The 16,493-nt window shown below is 47.5% G+C and carries 12 protein-coding genes and 1 tRNA gene; 1 reads left to right on the forward strand and 12 read right to left on the reverse strand.

Annotation, left to right across the window (positions count from 1 at the left end; genetic code table 11):
• Nucleotides 1–62 precede the first annotated feature (62 nt).
• Nucleotides 63–1,325: an FGGY-family carbohydrate kinase gene (locus KME12_03435; GenBank protein MBW4486826.1), complete on the forward strand. Its 1,263-nt coding sequence runs from the start codon at nt 63–65 to the stop codon at nt 1,323–1,325.
• On the opposite strand, the gene KME12_03440 is transcribed toward KME12_03435, so the two are convergent.
• The 12 genes from KME12_03440 to KME12_03495 form a co-directional block, all read right to left on the reverse strand.
• On the reverse strand, nt 1,313–1,858 hold the full coding sequence (locus tag KME12_03440; protein ID MBW4486827.1) for a GNAT family N-acetyltransferase: 546 nt from the start codon (nt 1,856–1,858) through the stop codon (nt 1,313–1,315). The two genes, KME12_03435 and KME12_03440, sit on opposite strands and share 13 nt — an antisense overlap.
• Before the next feature lie 240 nt (nt 1,859–2,098).
• Nucleotides 2,099–4,189 (reverse strand): EAL domain-containing protein, encoded by a 2,091-nt coding sequence (locus KME12_03445; GenBank protein ID MBW4486828.1) that lies wholly within the window; start codon nt 4,187–4,189, stop codon nt 2,099–2,101.
• An 864-nt stretch (nt 4,190–5,053) separates the two neighbouring features.
• On the reverse strand, nt 5,054–5,470 hold the full coding sequence (locus tag KME12_03450) for a PIN domain-containing protein (protein MBW4486829.1): 417 nt from the start codon (nt 5,468–5,470) through the stop codon (nt 5,054–5,056).
• Nucleotides 5,463–5,705, reverse strand: a complete 243-nt coding sequence (locus KME12_03455) for a hypothetical protein (protein ID MBW4486830.1) — start codon at nt 5,703–5,705, stop codon at nt 5,463–5,465. Before KME12_03455 ends, KME12_03450 begins: the two co-directional genes overlap by 8 nt.
• Before the next feature lie 378 nt (nt 5,706–6,083).
• Nucleotides 6,084–7,451, reverse strand: a complete 1,368-nt coding sequence (locus KME12_03460) for a hypothetical protein (GenBank protein MBW4486831.1) — start codon at nt 7,449–7,451, stop codon at nt 6,084–6,086.
• A 233-nt stretch (nt 7,452–7,684) separates the two neighbouring features.
• Nucleotides 7,685–10,294, reverse strand: coding sequence for a bifunctional aconitate hydratase 2/2-methylisocitrate dehydratase (gene acnB / locus KME12_03465; GenBank protein ID MBW4486832.1), 2,610 nt, complete (start codon nt 10,292–10,294; stop codon nt 7,685–7,687).
• A 438-nt stretch (nt 10,295–10,732) separates the two neighbouring features.
• A complete protein-coding gene (locus tag KME12_03470) occupies nt 10,733–11,749 on the reverse strand; it encodes a tetratricopeptide repeat protein (GenBank protein MBW4486833.1) in 1,017 nt (338 codons plus the stop codon).
• Between the two features lie 191 nt (nt 11,750–11,940).
• Nucleotides 11,941–12,013 (reverse strand) — tRNA-Glu (locus tag KME12_03475).
• A gap of 290 nt (nt 12,014–12,303) precedes the next feature.
• Nucleotides 12,304–12,582, reverse strand: a complete 279-nt coding sequence (locus KME12_03480) for an Npun_R1517 family heterocyst differentiation transcriptional regulator (protein ID MBW4486834.1) — start codon at nt 12,580–12,582, stop codon at nt 12,304–12,306.
• A gap of 977 nt (nt 12,583–13,559) precedes the next feature.
• The gene (locus KME12_03485; protein ID MBW4486835.1) at nt 13,560–14,735 is read right to left on the reverse strand and encodes a histidine kinase; all 1,176 of its coding nucleotides are present in this window, start codon (nt 14,733–14,735) and stop codon (nt 13,560–13,562) included.
• A gap of 116 nt (nt 14,736–14,851) precedes the next feature.
• The gene (locus tag KME12_03490; GenBank protein MBW4486836.1) at nt 14,852–15,934 is read right to left on the reverse strand and encodes a universal stress protein; all 1,083 of its coding nucleotides are present in this window, start codon (nt 15,932–15,934) and stop codon (nt 14,852–14,854) included.
• Nucleotides 15,935–16,164: 230 nt separating this feature from the next.
• A complete protein-coding gene (locus KME12_03495) occupies nt 16,165–16,419 on the reverse strand; it encodes a hypothetical protein (GenBank protein ID MBW4486837.1) in 255 nt (84 codons plus the stop codon).
• Nucleotides 16,420–16,493 lie beyond the last annotated feature (74 nt).

The following is a 16,493-nucleotide window of genomic DNA, read 5'->3' on the forward strand; positions in this document are numbered from 1 at the left end:
TGTAATGAGTATAAAACCAAGCGTCTAACGTCAGTGGATAGATTTAATACCTTTTTAACCCAATGAACCTATACCTTGGTCTAGATTTCGGTACCTCAGGAGCACGGGCGATCGCCATTGATGCGGAGGGTACTGTTCAAGCGCAAGTCACTTATGACTATGTGGCAACAGCTTCCAAGGATTGGATCACAAGTTGGCAAACGGCTTTATTTGCCTTAATTGAAAAGATTCCCTTAGACCTACGGCAGGCGATTCGAGCGATCGCGATCGATGGCACCTCTTCCACCGTATTAGTTTGCAATAGCGCCGGACGGCCCATTGGTGAACCTATCCTCTATAACGATGGGCGTGGAGCGGCAGTTCTAGAAATGGTGCAGGCGATCGCTCCTGCCAATCACAGCGTCATCAGTGCTACTTCTAGTCTCGCCAAGCTGTTATGGTGGACTCAGCAACCGCAGTTTACTCAGGTGCGCTATTTTCTGCACCAAGCGGATTGGCTGGGGTTTCTCCTCCACGGCAAACTCGGTATCAGTGACTATCACAACAGCCTGAAGCTCGGTTACGATGCAGAGCAACTATGCTACCCAGCTTGGCTAGAGAGCTTGCCCATGTCACCTCTGCTGCCCCAGGTCGTGGCTCCTGGTACTCCGATTGGCCCCATCAAAGCGGCGATCGCGACTCAGTTTAAGCTGCGATCGGATTGTGTAGTCTGTGCTGGCACTACCGACAGCATTGCCGCTTTTCTCGCCAGCGGAGCCGAAATTCCAGGGGAAGCAGTTACCTCCCTCGGCTCCACGTTAGTCCTCAAGCTTCTCAGCAAAACGCGGGTAGATGACGCCCAGTTTGGGATTTACAGCCATCGTTTAGGCGATTGGTGGTTGGTCGGTGGTGCGTCTAATGCAGGGGGTGTGGTTCTGCAAAAATTCTTTAGTGCTGAAGAACTAGAAACCCTCAGTACAAAAATTTCAGCAGATCAAGAAAGCACGTTACACTACTATCCTTTACAGCAACCTGGAGAACGCTTCCCGATTAACGATCCAGCTCTAGCACCCCAACTAGATCCACGCCCCGAAAATCCTGTGGAATTTCTCCACGGCCTGTTGGAAGGCATGGCCCGAATTGAAGCTCAAGGCTATGACCTCTTGCAGAAGCTAGGTGCTAGCCCCCTCAAGCAGGTTTATACAGCCGGAGGTGGGGCAGCAAATTCAGCTTGGACTCAGATTCGATCGCGCCAATTGGGAATGCCAGTCCTGCGTTCTACTCAAACTGAAGCGGCTTACGGTACTGCTCTTTTAGCCATGCGAGGAGTTAATCAGCCTTTGTAATCGGCCTGTATGAGTGGTAAGTCTAGGGTCATGGTGAAAGAGATGCCACCTGTGCGATTAACTACTTCGCTGCCTGCGATCGCTCGAAATCCCCATCGTTCATATAACCGTAGGGCAGGATTATTGTCTCTAACGCTGAGAGAAATGGCTCGATAAACTGGCTTTGCCGCTTCTAGCAAATGAGCGATTAATTGATTGCCAATGCCTCGATTGCAGTGTTCTGGCAGGACGGCGATCGCTAACTCTGGCACGTCATCAGCAACCCAACCAAATCCTTTTTCTGCCCCTGTCCACAGCCTGATCCAGACAGCTCCGACTTTCTGGCCCACAGTTTGATTGGTAGCGGAAGCGATCGCCACAAATCCTAGATCGCCTTCTCGCCCCCAACCTTCGACATACCGTCTCAACAGAGGATGCTTCTTAGCGGCACCAATGTCCGTTTCACCCTCGTCTCGCAGGTGAGCTGCTTCAAACAACATCTCCCACAAAAACGGCTCATCCGCGATCGTGAGGGGTTGAATCAAGTAGTGCATCTGTGTATCTACGTCATGGATTTCTGCTTGTTTGTCGCAAAATATCGCGTATTTCACGCAAGTAGATTTTGATTTCTCCGAGAGTGCTAACGAACCAAAGCAAAAGGACAAGTTGAGCCAATATCAACAATAGAGGAAACCAGATAATTCCTGCATTCAGCATTAGATATTTACCCGTTCACTTTATTCAAAAGTTGCTCCACAAGGCTGACCAAGCGATCGCCCTACCTACCAGTAAAGCTAATTCTCCATGACTACTGTGGAAATAGCTTCCGTAGGAATAGCTTCTTCGGAGTTGATTTGAAACAGGCAATTGCGGCCTTGGGCCTTAGCGCGATACAGCCCTTGATCAGCAGCCACAATTAACGTCGCGGAAGAAAATTGGTTTTTGGGAATCGTGGTTGCAATGCCAAGACTGAGCGTAATAAACTCAGCGACTTGAGAACTCGCGTGGGGAATTTGTAAAGCTCTGACATTTGCCTGCATCTGCGCTGCAACGATAGCGGCACCCGCAGCATCAGTATTGGCTAGAATCACCGCAAACTCCTCACCCCCGTAACGCGCCACCAAATCAGCGGGACGCTTCACCGCTTGCGCGATCGCCTGAGCCACTTGCCTCAAAGCATCATCGCCTGCCAAGTGCCCGTAGGTGTCGTTGTACAGCTTAAAGCAATCAACATCGCACAAAATCATGGATAAAGGAGATTGCTCTCGCACCAGTCTCTGCCATTCTTGGGCCAAGAACTCATCAAAGCAACGGCGATTAGCCACCTGAGTCAGCCCATCTGAAGAGGCGAGTCGCTGTAGCTCTTGGTTAGCCTGTTGTAGTTGCTGATAAAGCTCTGATTGCTGAATGGCGATCGCAGCTTGGCTCGCTAACTGATTGAACAAATTGATTTCGGCAGGTTGCCAGCTTCTAGGCTCACTACATTGATGAGCAATTAATAATCCCCAGAGCTTCTCCTGCTGCAAGATGGGCACGACTAAATTGGCTCGAATTTGGAGATCTTGCAAGAGCTGCACATGACAAGGAGTGAGTCCCGCCGCATGAATATCTGCGATCGCTTTACTGCGTCCTTTTTGGTAGTCGTAGGCATGATTGGATTGGAAGCAAGTGTCAATGACATGCAGTCCCAGAATGGGCAGCCAGCCCTCTGCCACAGACTCCACTACCACAACTCCACTCCAATCGGAGTCAAACCGATACAGCACCACACGGTCTACTCCAAAGAGTTGCCGAACTTCTGCGGCAGTAGTCTGCAAAATCTCATTTAAGTCCAGCGATTGCCGAATCCGTTGCGTAATAGCGGCTACAATTCGCTCTGATTCCCTTTGTTTGCTATGCAGTTCTGCTTCAGCCAGCTCTGTAGTTGCGCTTTTTAGGACAATGCTGTTAGGGGAGGTCGCGATCGCCCCTAAACTAGGCGTCACAGCCGCAGGCACAGCACTTGGCTTCGCAATCAAATATCCTTGGGCAAAAGTTGCTCCTCGCTCCCGCAGCCAACCCAGTTCCTCTACGCACTCAATGCCCTCAGCCACAGTTTGGATGTTTAACTGCTGCGTAATTTCTAAAATCTTTTCTGTAATTAGAGCTTTGTACGGGTCTTGATGCACATCTCGTACTAAACCCATATCTAACTTGAGAAAGTCCGGGCGCAACTGATGCAACAAATTGAGGCTAGAGTAGCCAGAACCCAAGTCATCCAACGCAATCAAAAATCCTGCATCTCGGTAATACTTTAAAATCGATTTGAGATGGTCTAAATCCTGGGGATGATTAGACTCAATTACTTCAAATACAACCTGCTCATGAGCAATCCCTGCGGCATCAATGGCATGGACGGTGCTGCGTAGGCAAGAAACAGGGTCGTATAAAGCAGTCGGTGAGAAATTAATAAAAATGTGACTAGAAATTTGATGTTGGTTCGCTTGGGCGATCGCGCTTAAACGAGCCAACCGATCCACTTGCGGAAGCAGACCTGCTTCGGTTGCCAGCTCTAAAATGGCCCCTGGCATAATCAAATTATTTTGCTGATCAAACCCGCGTAGCAGCGCTTCGTGAGCATAGATCCGAGAAGTATCTTTGATATGAACAATCGGTTGAAAAAAGCTGGTGAAACGTTTCGCAGCCAGCATCTCTACGAGCCAATCCGACTGAGTAAACTTGATAAAACGCTGGAGCGAGGTAATATCGCTGAAGTCTTGAATTTGGGGTTGAACATTACCCCGAATAAACAACGCTTGAGTTTCTTTCAATTCTATCGGAGTCAGCAAACGACCAATATTTTGAGCTAGCTCTTGGGCTTGCCCTGGCTCGCAAGGAACACTCAAACCTAGAAATAGCCTACCTGCCTCACCAGCCCCACAAGAGACCAAGTTATCAGAACCTTGGGTCTAAAACCCCGTCCTTCTAGGACGGCTTTTGATAGAATTGTGCTAGCTGCCAAGGTGAAACTCCTTTGCCATCGTGAAACGGTTAAGACACACTTTTAGGCATAAAGTAGGGGCACCGAGCGTCGAAAACTCGTTAAACAGGCAGGGAAAGCAACGTCTTCCCACGACAGAGAAAACCAAATACTCAGTTGCCAGGAAACGTAAGGCGGGGCACGCCTTAACGCTAGGCTTTTATCCTAGTACGCTTGGGGAGACAGGCCCCTCTGGAGTAGACCAAGTTAAGCTCGTCAATTCGTGTGCTCACGGTTGGTTGGTTTAAGGATTGCCGCAAGGATGGCTTGCTTTAAGGTTTGTCGAAGATCCAAGAATCCCCGTGCGTTCACGCCGGGGAGTGTCAAAGCAAGCACAGGATTTGGGATTAGAATCGCTTTGGCTCACAACTTGCCTACCGTTAAAACAGCTTTATTAGTAATTCCCATGATGACTTACTAAAGTCCGCAACATGGGGTAATTCCTTTAAAGACTGCTTAACTTAAAGACATCTTTGCGCCTATTTGGTGAGTTACCGCATAGCCGAAACCTAGCCCAGCAGGATGACGAAAGAAGAATAGGGAGGAAGGAGCGATCGCGATCGTCTAGATGTGGCTTATCTCACACCAGAATTAGTAGCCCAATTTGCTGATGTTGCGGTCTTGCCTCAAAGTTTTCCATTCATTACTGCGATCGCCTCACCGGATGACAGCGCTGAAAAGTTGTTTACTAGGATTAGAGTTGAAGAGTGCTTGCTGAGAGGGCGATCGTTCACCCCTTTCGTAGTAGTGCTCGATAACCAGCTTGAACAAAATGAATATCCGCAGTGACAGCATCTACCAAATTCTGCTCTCGCATGACTACAAACGAGATACAGTCGGTGAGACCCCAATCCTTATCTGGACGGCTTTGGTAAAGTTGTAGAGCAGTTGTCAAAAGCTGCGTATTGACAGTTACAACACGCATATTAGTCGTCTTATAGCACTGCTGAATGAATTGAACTGCGGCTGCACGGTTTACAGCACTTAGGGCGTTACCGACTTCAACCAAAATCGCTTCAGTCAACCAAACTTCAGCAGCGGCTCGCATTCTCGGTAGAAACAATTTGGCTTGGTCGTGGTACTGATCCTGCTTATTAAGTAGTGCTTGAATAAATACAGTGTCTAGAAATAAGCGATCGCTACTCATTCTCGTTTTCTATCTTTGCAGTGCCGTATAGATAGTGATCATGCTCTGTAGCCCAATCGCTTGGTGCATCGACAGTCCCAACCAGCGCTTCTAGCGTATCCCAAGCATTATTTTCCGTAGATTCAGAGTTTAAGTTTTGAATTGTAATCAGGTAGCGAGTATTGGGTTGCAAGTTCAAAGGCAACTCTGGTCGTAACACTTGACCATCAAAAACAACTGTTAGGGTTTGCTCCATGAGAAGAACCTTCTAGTGAGTGGGGAGAGCTAATTTCTATTGTAGAAAGCGATCGCCCTCTCAATTAGATATGCGATCGTCTAGATGTGGCTTATCTTACACCCACCTTATTAGCCCAATCTGCTGCTGTTGCGATCTTGTCTTAAGGGTTTCCGCTCATTGCCGCGATCGCTTCACCAGATGACAGCGCTGAGGAGCTGTTTGCCAACGCGGAGAAGGGTTACTATTTCTTGAAACTCAATAGATTTTAGTAATTACGTCAAATCAATGACTTGTATTTAGTTCAGGAGAAATGGTTAGCACTCAACTGTAAGGGTTTACAATTTCAGTCTATGAGCTATTGAGTTGAAGACTAGCTTATGAAGAGAATTAATAGATTCAAAGAACCAAGGGATGGCTCGATCCAACAAGAACTTTTCTAGCTATGAATTTTATCAAATCAATGTCATACTCAAGGTTCTGCGATTCTTTTGAAAAAGGTAAAATTGCTTCGGATTGTTCCCCCGCCTCTGATGATTTTGCATGAACTATTCTACAGCGTATTTCATATATACGTTCAGCAGCTTCATTAATAATATCTACGTTGTCATTATCTATGGAGATTTTCTTAAATGCAGCAGTTTTCTGCTTACTCTGTTTAGAATTAAAAAAATCTAGCCTTTTGGGATCATTCTTAAAGAAGCTTCTCAGTTCATGTTCTGTAAGACAGGCCTCTAAGGTAGCGATTAAAGCTGGACGTTCTGATCCATATCCCTTATTTACAAGAGGCTTGATAGAACTAATTAATCTGCTAATGTTAACATCTTGACTAGAGTAGAACAGTGGATCTTTAAGAGTTCTTTTTATAATTTCATGGGCTGATCGATCAGAAAATATAGGAAAATAAAATTCGAGTACTTGGTAGTAAGCTAAATACTGTAGAAGCGGCATATCTGTTGCCATGCTAGCATACCAGTACAATGCCATGGGATTTGAATCATACTGATATTTTGGAAAAGCTAATGAACAACTTCTTTCAATACTCGGTATTGAGCGTCTCGATTTCCTGCGTCCTCCCTCAATAGCTAGATACATCAGTATATCAACTAAAAGATCAAGCTGAAATAGGAGGGAATTTCCTATTTTCTCTAAAATATTAATGGCTTGTTCATTAGTTTTGATGGTGGCTCCTTCTATTCGAATAGTTATGGGCTTTACAAGACGAATGCCTTCCTTGGAAAGTAAGATGGAAGGGCGTCTCAATGTTTCTAATACGCGAAATGTTTCTGTAGCCCAACCTAAAGAAACTTTGATTCCTGAAAATCTATCTTCATCGGATAGCACTTCAATACGAGAGTCGTCTATATCGGAATCAAAGCTTAGATCTTCGTTAGAAATTTCAGGTTCCTTTTCAAGCTCCTTTTGTAAAGCCACTTGTAACTGTTTGTAAACAGAGCCCCAAGTTAGATATTGAAGATGGTTAAATTCAAGCAATGCCTCAATATATCCATCTTTACATGAACAAAGGGCTTGATACCCACCAACTCCACTAATATCTTCAAATGGGATGGACAGAAATAATTCAGCCATCTGATTATTTCTAATTAAAATTCTTGTCTTTTCTCTGCCAACGGGTAATAGAACTACTAATTCGCTTTTAAAGGTTCTTGCAGCAGTTATAACAACTTTATTCCGCTCTGTTTCAATGTTAGCTGCCTTGCATCGCTTCTCAATCTTTGAAATAGGAGTCTCTAATTCATCTGTCATGAGCAATCTTAGTCCTTCTGCTTAAAATGCAGATCTTCAACTTGTAGAGTGATTTTAACGATAGATATTCGTTAACTGCTACTTAATCAGGGCAACTGAATAATCAGGATTAGCTGGTTGGGAATTAAGCGTTGATTTTTGCAATCGGGTAATAGATTCAAGAACAAGAAGGATGAACAAAACACCGCCAAAACGTAATGATCTGGCGGTTCTATTGTATTCGCTGAAAAAGATTAGCGAGTCGCTGCAGTTGGCATCCCTAAGATGTCTTCGATTCTCGGCATTTCCTCTAGGGGAATCACGCGGCCTTCGTCTTCAAAACCAGCAATTTGGTCGAAGTTGAGGTAGCGGTAGAGATTGTCTGCGAAGGGATTGATTTTGCTCGCCACAATGTCGAGGTATTGCTGCACCGAAGGAATGCGACCGAGGAGAGCACAAACAGCAGCGAGTTCTGCTGAGCCGAGATAGACTTGCGCTCCTTTACCCATGCGGTTGTTGAAGTTACGGGTAGAAGTCGAGAAGACCGTTGTGTTGTCCGCTACACGGGCTTGGTTCCCCATACAGAGCGAGCAACCGGGCACTTCAGTTCTAGCGCCTGCCACGCCGAATGTACTGTAAACGCCTTCTTCTTTTAGTTGGTGCTCATCCATCCGAGTCGGAGGTGCGACCCACAGGCGAGTACTCACCGGAGGCGCACCTTCTAGAACTTTAGCAGCGGCGCGATAGTGACCAATATTGGTCATGCAGGAACCGATGAACACCTCATCAATTTTGTCTCCTGCCACATCCGACAGCAGCTTCACATTGTCGGGGTCGTTGGGTGCCGCAACGATCGGTTCTTTGATTTCGTTGAGGTCAATCTCAATGATGGCAGCGTACTCAGCATCTGCATCCGCTGCCATCAGGGATGGATTGGCCAGCCACTCTTCCATCTTGGCGACCCGCCGCATAATCGTGCGAGCATCTTGGTACCCACGCGCCGCCATGTTCTTCAGCAGTGCTACGTTCGATCGCAAGTACTCAGCCACGGTTTCAGTACTAAGCTTGATCGTGCATCCCGCACAGGAGCGCTCCGCAGTTGCATCCGTGAGTTCAAAGGCTTGCTCCACCTTGAGGTCAGGCAATCCTTCAATTTCCATGATTCGCCCGGAGAAAATGTTCTTCTTGTTCTCCTTGGAAACCGTCAACAATCCTTGTTGAATCGCTACATAAGGAATTGCATTGACCAAGTCACGCAGCGTTACACCTGGTTGCAGTTCACCCTTGAATCGCACCAATATTGACTCAGGCATATCCAGCGGCATCACACCCAAAGCAGCCGCAAACGCCACCAATCCAGAACCAGCGGGGAAGGAAATCCCTAAGGGGAAGCGGGTATGGGAATCGCCACCAGTACCCACGGTGTCAGGCAGCAGCATCCGGTTCAGCCAAGAGTGAATAATGCCATCGCCAGGACGCAACGCTACCCCACCGCGAGAAGAAATAAAGTCGGGTAGGTCGTGGTGAGTTTTGATGTCGGCAGGCTTGGGATAGGCGGCAGTGTGGCAGAAGCTTTGCATTACCAGGTCAGCGCTGAAACCCAAACAAGCCAACTCTTTCAGCTCATCACGAGTCATGGGGCCAGTAGTATCTTGTGAACCAACGCTGGTCATCAAAGGTTCGCAGGACGTACCAGGACGTACCCCAGGTAGACCGCAAGCTTTCCCAACCATCTTTTGGGCCAAGGTATAACCTTTGCCTGTATCGACTGGGGCGTTGGGTCGCACAAAGATAGTGCTAGGTTCGAGTCCTAGTGCCATCCGGGTTTTGTCGGTGAGCGATCGCCCGATAATCAACGGAATGCGGCCCCCTGCCCGGACTTCATCCAAAATTGTGTCGGGTTGCAGCGTGAAGGTAGAAATCACTGCGCCTGCTTCATTGGTGATCTCTCCTTTATAAGGATGGATCGTGATCACCATGCCAGTTTCCATCTGAGTGACATCGCACTGAATCGGCAGGGCTCCAGAGTCTTCAGCCGTATTGAAGAAAATAGGGGCGATCGCACTGCCCAGCACAAATCCACCACTGCGCTTGTTGGGCACAAAGGGAATATCTTGGCCAATGTGCCACAGCACCGAGTTAATGGCAGACTTCCGGGAAGAACCAGTCCCCACTACATCACCGACATAGGCCAGAGGGTAACCTTTTTGCTTCAAGGCCACGATCGCTTCTAGCGATCCAGGCTGCCGCGTTTCTAGCATCGCCAAAGCATGCAATGGGATGTCAGGACGAGTCGCTGCATGAGTTGCCGGAGACAAATCATCCGTGTTGGTTTCTCCGGGCACCTTGAACACCGTCACCTGAATCGCGTCTGGTAGGGTGGGCCGACTGGTGAACCACTCTGCATCCGCCCAAGCTTCCATGACTTGCTTAGCGTAAGCGTTGGTAGCAGCTAATTCTTGGATGTCGTGGAAGGCATCGAAGACGAGCAGGGTCTTGCTTAAAGCGGCTGTAGCTGCCGTTGCCAACTCGGCATTGTCCACCTGCAACAGCTCGATCAAGGAGTGCACATTGTAACCGCCCATCATGGTGCCCAAGAGCTGCACAGCTTCCACAGGCGTAATTACAGGGCTGGTGGCTTCTCCTTTGGCGAGCGCCGTCAAAAACCCCGCTTTGACATAAGCCGCTTGATCCACACCAGGAGGAACGCGGTCGCGCAGCAACTCCAGCAGTATGGCTTCTTCTCCTGCGGGTGGATGCTTGAGTAACTCACACAGCTCTGAAGTTTGTTGTGGGGTCAGAGGTAAAGGCGGAATCCCTAAGGCAGCCCGTTCCGCGACATGTTGGCGATAGGATTCAAGCATTGCAGTAGTCTCCAGGCATCAGCAAGATTTTGAGGATTGGCAAGGTCAAAGAGATTATCGAGAGAGTAACCCAACGCCTAATTCTTAATAGTTGGCAGGGATACGGTCAACAAATCTCAAGTCTCAGTGATAGAGCAGTTGCAACTGACAGCAACCAAACTATTGAGATGGGCAGCATACACTTTCGCTACCGCTTTATCAGCATAGAAGTTTACGCAGCGAAAACAAATGTTGCAATCGATCACAAGCTGCTCTGACTAATACTTGACAGGCGATCGCGGTCATCAGTGCCTAGGGGTTGCAGCAGACTCTACCAACCTCAGATCCAGGTCAAATCCAGGTCAAAGTGCATCGATCAAGCCTTGACCTCTATTCCAACCATAGCAAAGCTTAGTTGCTACTGTAAGGCAACTGAGTTGGGGTTCGCTGACTTATAACTCATAGACCGATATCTAAGCCTTCAATTAAACTCCGCAACCATTCTGTAAGAGTTTGATTACCTAGTTGGTCTGCTAGCCCCCAAGCTTTCGCATAGAACGCCAGAGCGCGGCTTTTTCTGCCTAACTCGACATAGAGAGTGCCAATATTCGCCATCGCATTAATCTCACCCAAGCGATCGCCTTCTTCACGTCGGATCAGCAGTGCTTGATGGTAAAAGCCCAAAGCTTGTTCTAACTTACCAAGTGAGTGATGAACCGCCCCTGTATTTGATAGGGTGACCGCTTGCCCTAAGCGATCGCCCGACTCCTTCTGTAAGAGCAGAATCTGGTTGTAAAAGAGCAAAGCCCGATTGGCTTGGCCCAAGTTGACATAAGTTAGAGCCAAATTATTCATAGTGATGGCAGTGCCAGACGTATCTCCCGCCTGTTGCCTCACCAATAAAACCTGCTGGTAATGCAGCCATGCCTGGGCCAGTTCTCCCAGGTCATTATAAATAGATCCAATATTGTTGAGAGTGGTGGCTTCACCCGTGCGATCGCCCAACTCTCGCTGAATTAAGAGTGCCTGCTGAAAATGTTCTAGAGCCGTTTGTAATTGTCCAAAGGCACTGTAGGCAAAGCCCATATTGTTCAGGGTGGTCGCCTCAGCGGCGCGATCGCCGAGCTGTTGCCGAATCGCTAAAATTTGGTTGTAAAGCAGCAAGGCTCGTTTGGGTTGTCCCAGTTTGGCATAGACCAAAGCAGTATTGCTTAAGGCAGCAGTTTCATTGGCACGATCCTCCAAAACTTGAAAGATCAATCTAGCTTGATTGAAATAGTGCAAAGCTCTTTGGAATTGATTGAGGCGAGAGTAAGCCAAACCCAGATCACTGAGCGAGGCCGCTTCCCTGACCTGATCTTGCAAACCTCTGGCCAATGCTAAGTTGGCTTCAGAAAGGGTTAAAGATTCACGAAACTTGCTGCCCTTATACAGTTCGATCGCCCGGAGTCGGCATTGATCCCATTTCTGTTGCACAAACACAATCCCTCACAATGGCTGTCTTACTTGCGATCGCCTATTACTCTCAGAGTGCCCGATCGCTTGCCAAGAAGAACAGGTTGCGAGGCAGAGTCAGCATAGGATTGGCTATAGCTAACCGCCGTTGAACCATTACTAAAAAGCCGCTCGATACCAAATCTTGGAATCAAACGGCTTTTTAGTTTTTATACCCCCAGGGGAATTCGAATCCCCGTCGCCTCCGTGAAAGGGAGGTGTCCTAGGCCTCTAGACGATGGGGGCCTGTTTTTGTTTGGCCAACCGATTTACCTCGGTTTATCGCCGCGCCTTTATTAACTTAATCAATCTCCCTGAATCTGTCAATCCCTGGTTCGAATTTTTCTTAATTTTTCAACAACTGAGTGGTGAGTCTGCGAGCAGCCAAATACAGTAGCGGGCAGATAGAGCACTCAGCTAGCTGCTTGTAGCAAGCATTTTAGGATGCCTGGAGCAAGGAACTATAAGGGTTATGTATGGATAGAACTAAAGCGGCGACAGATGCAGGGATGCCCAAATTGGAGTGAAATGAGCCACTAGGTCAGCTCGTTAGAGTTGCGTAGACGAATCAGCTGACGACGCAACTCTGGAGAAGCCGCCATTTCGGAAACTTCTTCAGCTTTCACTAACACTTGCAACGGCTCCAGATACTCGTCGGTACCACAGGTGAAGGCATCGATTAGTTGCTCTAGGAGCTGATCGCGATCGCTGAGTGCGCCTTTTTCCTCAATCAAGCGAAACTTGAGGTGAATCTCACATTCGTAAACACTAACCTCAAAAGCAGCAGACTGGCGCTCTAGAGAATCCTGTTTCATTTCAGTAAGCAGCACTTAACCATGCTGTAGGTAAAGGAATGTTTAAAGCTAGACTTTGCAGAGTTTCAGCGATCTTATTGACGATTTTGAGCTTATTAAACTTTCAGCGTATCTTCGACTCAAAACCTAAATCTGCTGTAGTCCTTGCTTACTATCTAAATTTAATATGCCCCTAAAAGCTTAGAATCCGCTAATTAGCTGAACTTAAATCAGCAAACTAATTGGCTTAGAAGATCCTAAAGTTGGCTTCGCGGTTTCTTCATAATGTACTTAATTCTCACCCCCATTAAAGAGAACGAATCCATCCATCACTATCTCCTATTCAACCGGAAGAAGCGACAGCCTATCACGTCTTCACAAGGGATTTGAAGAAGCTTTACCAAAGCTTTATTGCCGCCAAAATGCTACGCATCCTAACGTTTTGGTGGTTACAAAAACAGCTTGAATCTACCCGTATTAATACAATTACGCTTTGTGCGGCTTAGTCCTGACTAGTAGTAAGAAAAAACTCTAGCTACGGAGTTGATTAGCTAGGTTTGATACTTTGCTATACTGAGTCTCAGTAAAAAATCATCGACCAGCTACTACAGTTAAGATCTAAAGCTCGGCCAGCAGTCCTAAGAGAATCAAGCGTTAAGTTCGTCGCGAGTTCATTTCTAACTCTTCGCAAAAAACTAATGCTCAAACCAATTCTTTTCTTAAAGTAAAAATAGTTACAGCCTTTACCCGCTAGCACCGAAATGACTGAACTTTTACTGTACAGATAAGAAAATTCACCTGAAAAAGATTGACAAGTCTTGTTCTGGCCTTTTTAAGAAAGTTAACCTTACCCGCTCAGCTATTTACCTTGATGTCAGGCTTGCCAGTCGTTGAGTTTTAGTTTGCTTATTTAACAATTTGCCACCTCAAAAACACAGATTCAAGGATGGCTTTCTTGTCAATTGCATACACTAATTCAGTAACTTTACTGATGTAATTTAAGGACGATAGACAGGTAGGGTGAAGTGGAAAGAGCTACCTTGGTTCGGCACAGAGTCAACCCAAATCTGGCCATAGTGCGCTCGGACAATGCGCTGGCACAGAGCTAAACCAATGCCGTAGCCTTCTTGAGCTTCATCCCGCTTGAGTCGGAAATGTTCTTCAAAAATTCGTTCTTGGTTTTCCTCTGGAACCCCAGGGCCGTTATCACAAATACTGACTTGCACTTTTTGTGTAGTACGGTGCAAGACTGAAATGGCAATGGTGCCTTGGGCAGGAGCATATTTAATTGCGTTGTCTAAGAGATTGATTAAGACTTGCCTAACTCGCTCCGGGTCTGCATAGACTAGCGGTAGGTCACTGGGAATGTCGTGCGTCATCTGCTGATCTTTGGTCTGAAAGCGATCGCGCAGGTATGCCAAAACTTCTTGGCAAAGCGCCCCTAACTCTAGCTTCTGCGGTTGGATCTGAAAGCCGCCACTGGTACCGCGAGCCGCCTGCAAAATATCCGTGATCATCCGGTCGATCGCGCGTGTTTGCGTTTTAGCGTGCTTGAGTAACTGAGCCGTAACCCCGGGTTTGAGGCGAGTGTTCAACCCTTCTTTGGGACTGTAGCTGAGTTCTAGGGTTTCGATCGCAATTGAGGCGGCTGTTAAAGGATTGCGCAAGTCGTGGGCCAACATCGCAATGATGCGGTCTTTGAACCGTAATTGCTCTTGGAGTTCTTCTTGGTCTTGCTGCAAGCGAAAAATTTCGTCTGTGAGTCGCATCAACTCGGCTGAATAGGCCACCGAATTAATCGTTGCATTGGGACGATCCGGGTTAGAAGTCTCGACTTGCGGCTCTAAAGTTGAAAGGTACTCTTCGACTGAGCGTTGCCAGCGAGGCCACCAGTTCTCTAGTTGAGTAACTAACGTACTGCCTGCAAGCGTTTGCCGTGGCTCTGGATGAATTTTGATCAGAGCGGGGGTTGCTACCAGCTTAAAGTGCTCAGCTAGATAGGGCTGTTCTCCTACATCGACGACTTGCAGATCAAACGAATATTGAGCTTTGAGATTTTTCAGATAACTACGGATATGCCGAATCTGTTCCCCTGAGTTGGGGCGCTTGTCTACAAATAAAAGTAGTTGTAGCGGAGTTTCAGGGTTGATTGGCTTGTCAGGAGATGCTTTCATGCCATCTCTCGTCAGCACCTAGGATAGGCAAAATTAGATTGGGTTTTAGTTCAAACACAGACAATAGAAGCAAGACTAGGTAGAACTGCCACCTTCCCTATATAGACTATCGTGTTCTAGGTCTCCCCGCGCGAAATCTCTGCCGCAGATTCAGAGTTAATCTCAATTTCCGATCGCGCCGTTCGACAAAGCAGAAGGGGACAAGGGGCATGATGCAAGACGTAATCGCCTGTAGCAGTGAGACGAATATTGCGAAAAGCAGGATGGCGATCGCTGCCCAATATAATCACATCTGCCTGCTGCTGTTGAGCAATTTGGCAAATGATTGGCCCTGGCTCTCCGGTCTGAATCAAGCTGGTAATGGTTAAGTTTGCTCCCGCTAGTTTCTCTTGCGCCTTTTGAACAATTTGCTCACTTTGCTCTTTTTGGGCTTGTTGCAGCGATTGGGTCAGTTGCCAGTTGGGGGTGGGTGTGGCGAACGGCCCAAACAAATAGTGGGGGTTTAAGGGAGTTTGGGCACAGAGGATCGTGACTCGTTCAATTCCCGCTGGAATTAACTGGCGCGTGAGGGCGATCGCTTGCTTGGTGGCTTGAGAGCCATTCACGGCTAAGAGGACATGGTGCCACTTTGGTTGTGGTGTTGGTACTTCAGTTAAACCTCGCGCGACTAAGACATGACAAGGCGCATAACGGGCGATCGCCGAAGAAACGCTCCCCAGTAGTAGCTCTCGCGATCCACCCAGGCCACGGTGACCCACAGCAATCAAGCCAGCCTGAATCGTCCGCGCATGGTTCAAGATTTCAGTTGCAGGTCGCCCCTCTCGTGTCTGGTAAGCAATTCTAGGCTCTGGCGGCAATTCGGCTTTGATTTGGGCGAACAAATCATTAGGGTTTAAGTCAGGCCGATGACCATTTTCTAATTCAGGGAGCGGCAAGGGTAAGGCCAGTTCTGTCTCTGCTTCCGGCACTCGGGGTTCAGCCGTTGGTTTTCTAGCTAAGGCAGGCAGTCTTGGGCGCATTCCCGCAGGGCGAGGCTGTACGCTGAGGACTTCTAGCCAGGTTTGCTGCTTTGCCTCAGTCTCGGTATGGGAGAAAAGCTGCATCGCTGGAAGCAAAAGCCGTTGTGCCATGTGGGCACTTGTGGAACCATCCGTAGCTAGTAGTAGTGGCGGCAGCAAAGGAGAAGGAGTAGACGGCATGATTAACGGCTCCAGTCCCAAACAGAACTAACTTGAATTCCCACGTCATGGTTAGCATATCTACACTCTCGAATAAATTGTGTAGACTGTGCATTTTCGAGGCATCGAACCGCTCAATGCCTCAATTCTGCCTCAATCTCAAAATAATATGCAAAAGAGGGCACCCACGGGAGGTACCCCTAAAATTGCGATTAATTTATCTAGAGCGGGCTGTTATAGCCTATCAAGATTTACAAGGATGAGGGGCTGTCAGGGGCGACCTCAGTTCCTGCTAGCTGGATGATTTGCTGTTGATCAGTAATCAGGTCGCTGAGTTCGCGAATGTTGACACCGATGTCTTGGCAAGCTTGGTGTAATTCGCGCTCAAATGTATTTAAGTCATTGCCATATCCACAGAGATGGGCAGCAGTTTCAATTCCTTGCTTAGCATTTGCTTTAGCACAGTCAATCAGATCTGTACCCTTTAAAGGTGTGGATGAAGCCATGAATTTAACTCTTCTGAATTCTGCCTTACTCGCTAATTTACCGGAGCTTTTTCTCTCACTAATCTCTCGCAGGA

The sequence above is a fragment of the Trichocoleus desertorum ATA4-8-CV12 genome (genome assembly GCA_019358975.1).
GTDB lineage: Bacteria > Cyanobacteriota > Cyanobacteriia > FACHB-46 > FACHB-46 > Trichocoleus > Trichocoleus desertorum_A.

Bases quoted from the DNA above. Each gene is read 5' to 3' on its own strand.
- KME12_03435 (MBW4486826.1), top strand. From the start codon at position 63: ATGAACCTATACCTTGGTCTAGATTTCGGTACCTCAGGAGCACGGGCG.
- KME12_03440 (MBW4486827.1), bottom strand. From the start codon at position 1,858: ATGCACTACTTGATTCAACCCCTCACGATCGCGGATGAGCCGTTTTTG.
- KME12_03450 (MBW4486829.1), bottom strand. From the start codon at position 5,470: ATGAGTAGCGATCGCTTATTTCTAGACACTGTATTTATTCAAGCACTA.
- KME12_03455 (MBW4486830.1), bottom strand. From the start codon at position 5,705: ATGGAGCAAACCCTAACAGTTGTTTTTGATGGTCAAGTGTTACGACCA.
- KME12_03460 (MBW4486831.1), bottom strand. From the start codon at position 7,451: ATGACAGATGAATTAGAGACTCCTATTTCAAAGATTGAGAAGCGATGC.
- acnB (MBW4486832.1), bottom strand. From the start codon at position 10,294: ATGCTTGAATCCTATCGCCAACATGTCGCGGAACGGGCTGCCTTAGGG.
- KME12_03480 (MBW4486834.1), bottom strand. From the start codon at position 12,582: ATGAAACAGGATTCTCTAGAGCGCCAGTCTGCTGCTTTTGAGGTTAGT.
- KME12_03485 (MBW4486835.1), bottom strand. From the start codon at position 14,735: ATGAAAGCATCTCCTGACAAGCCAATCAACCCTGAAACTCCGCTACAA.
- KME12_03490 (MBW4486836.1), bottom strand. From the start codon at position 15,934: ATGCCGTCTACTCCTTCTCCTTTGCTGCCGCCACTACTACTAGCTACG.
- KME12_03495 (MBW4486837.1), bottom strand. From the start codon at position 16,419: ATGGCTTCATCCACACCTTTAAAGGGTACAGATCTGATTGACTGTGCT.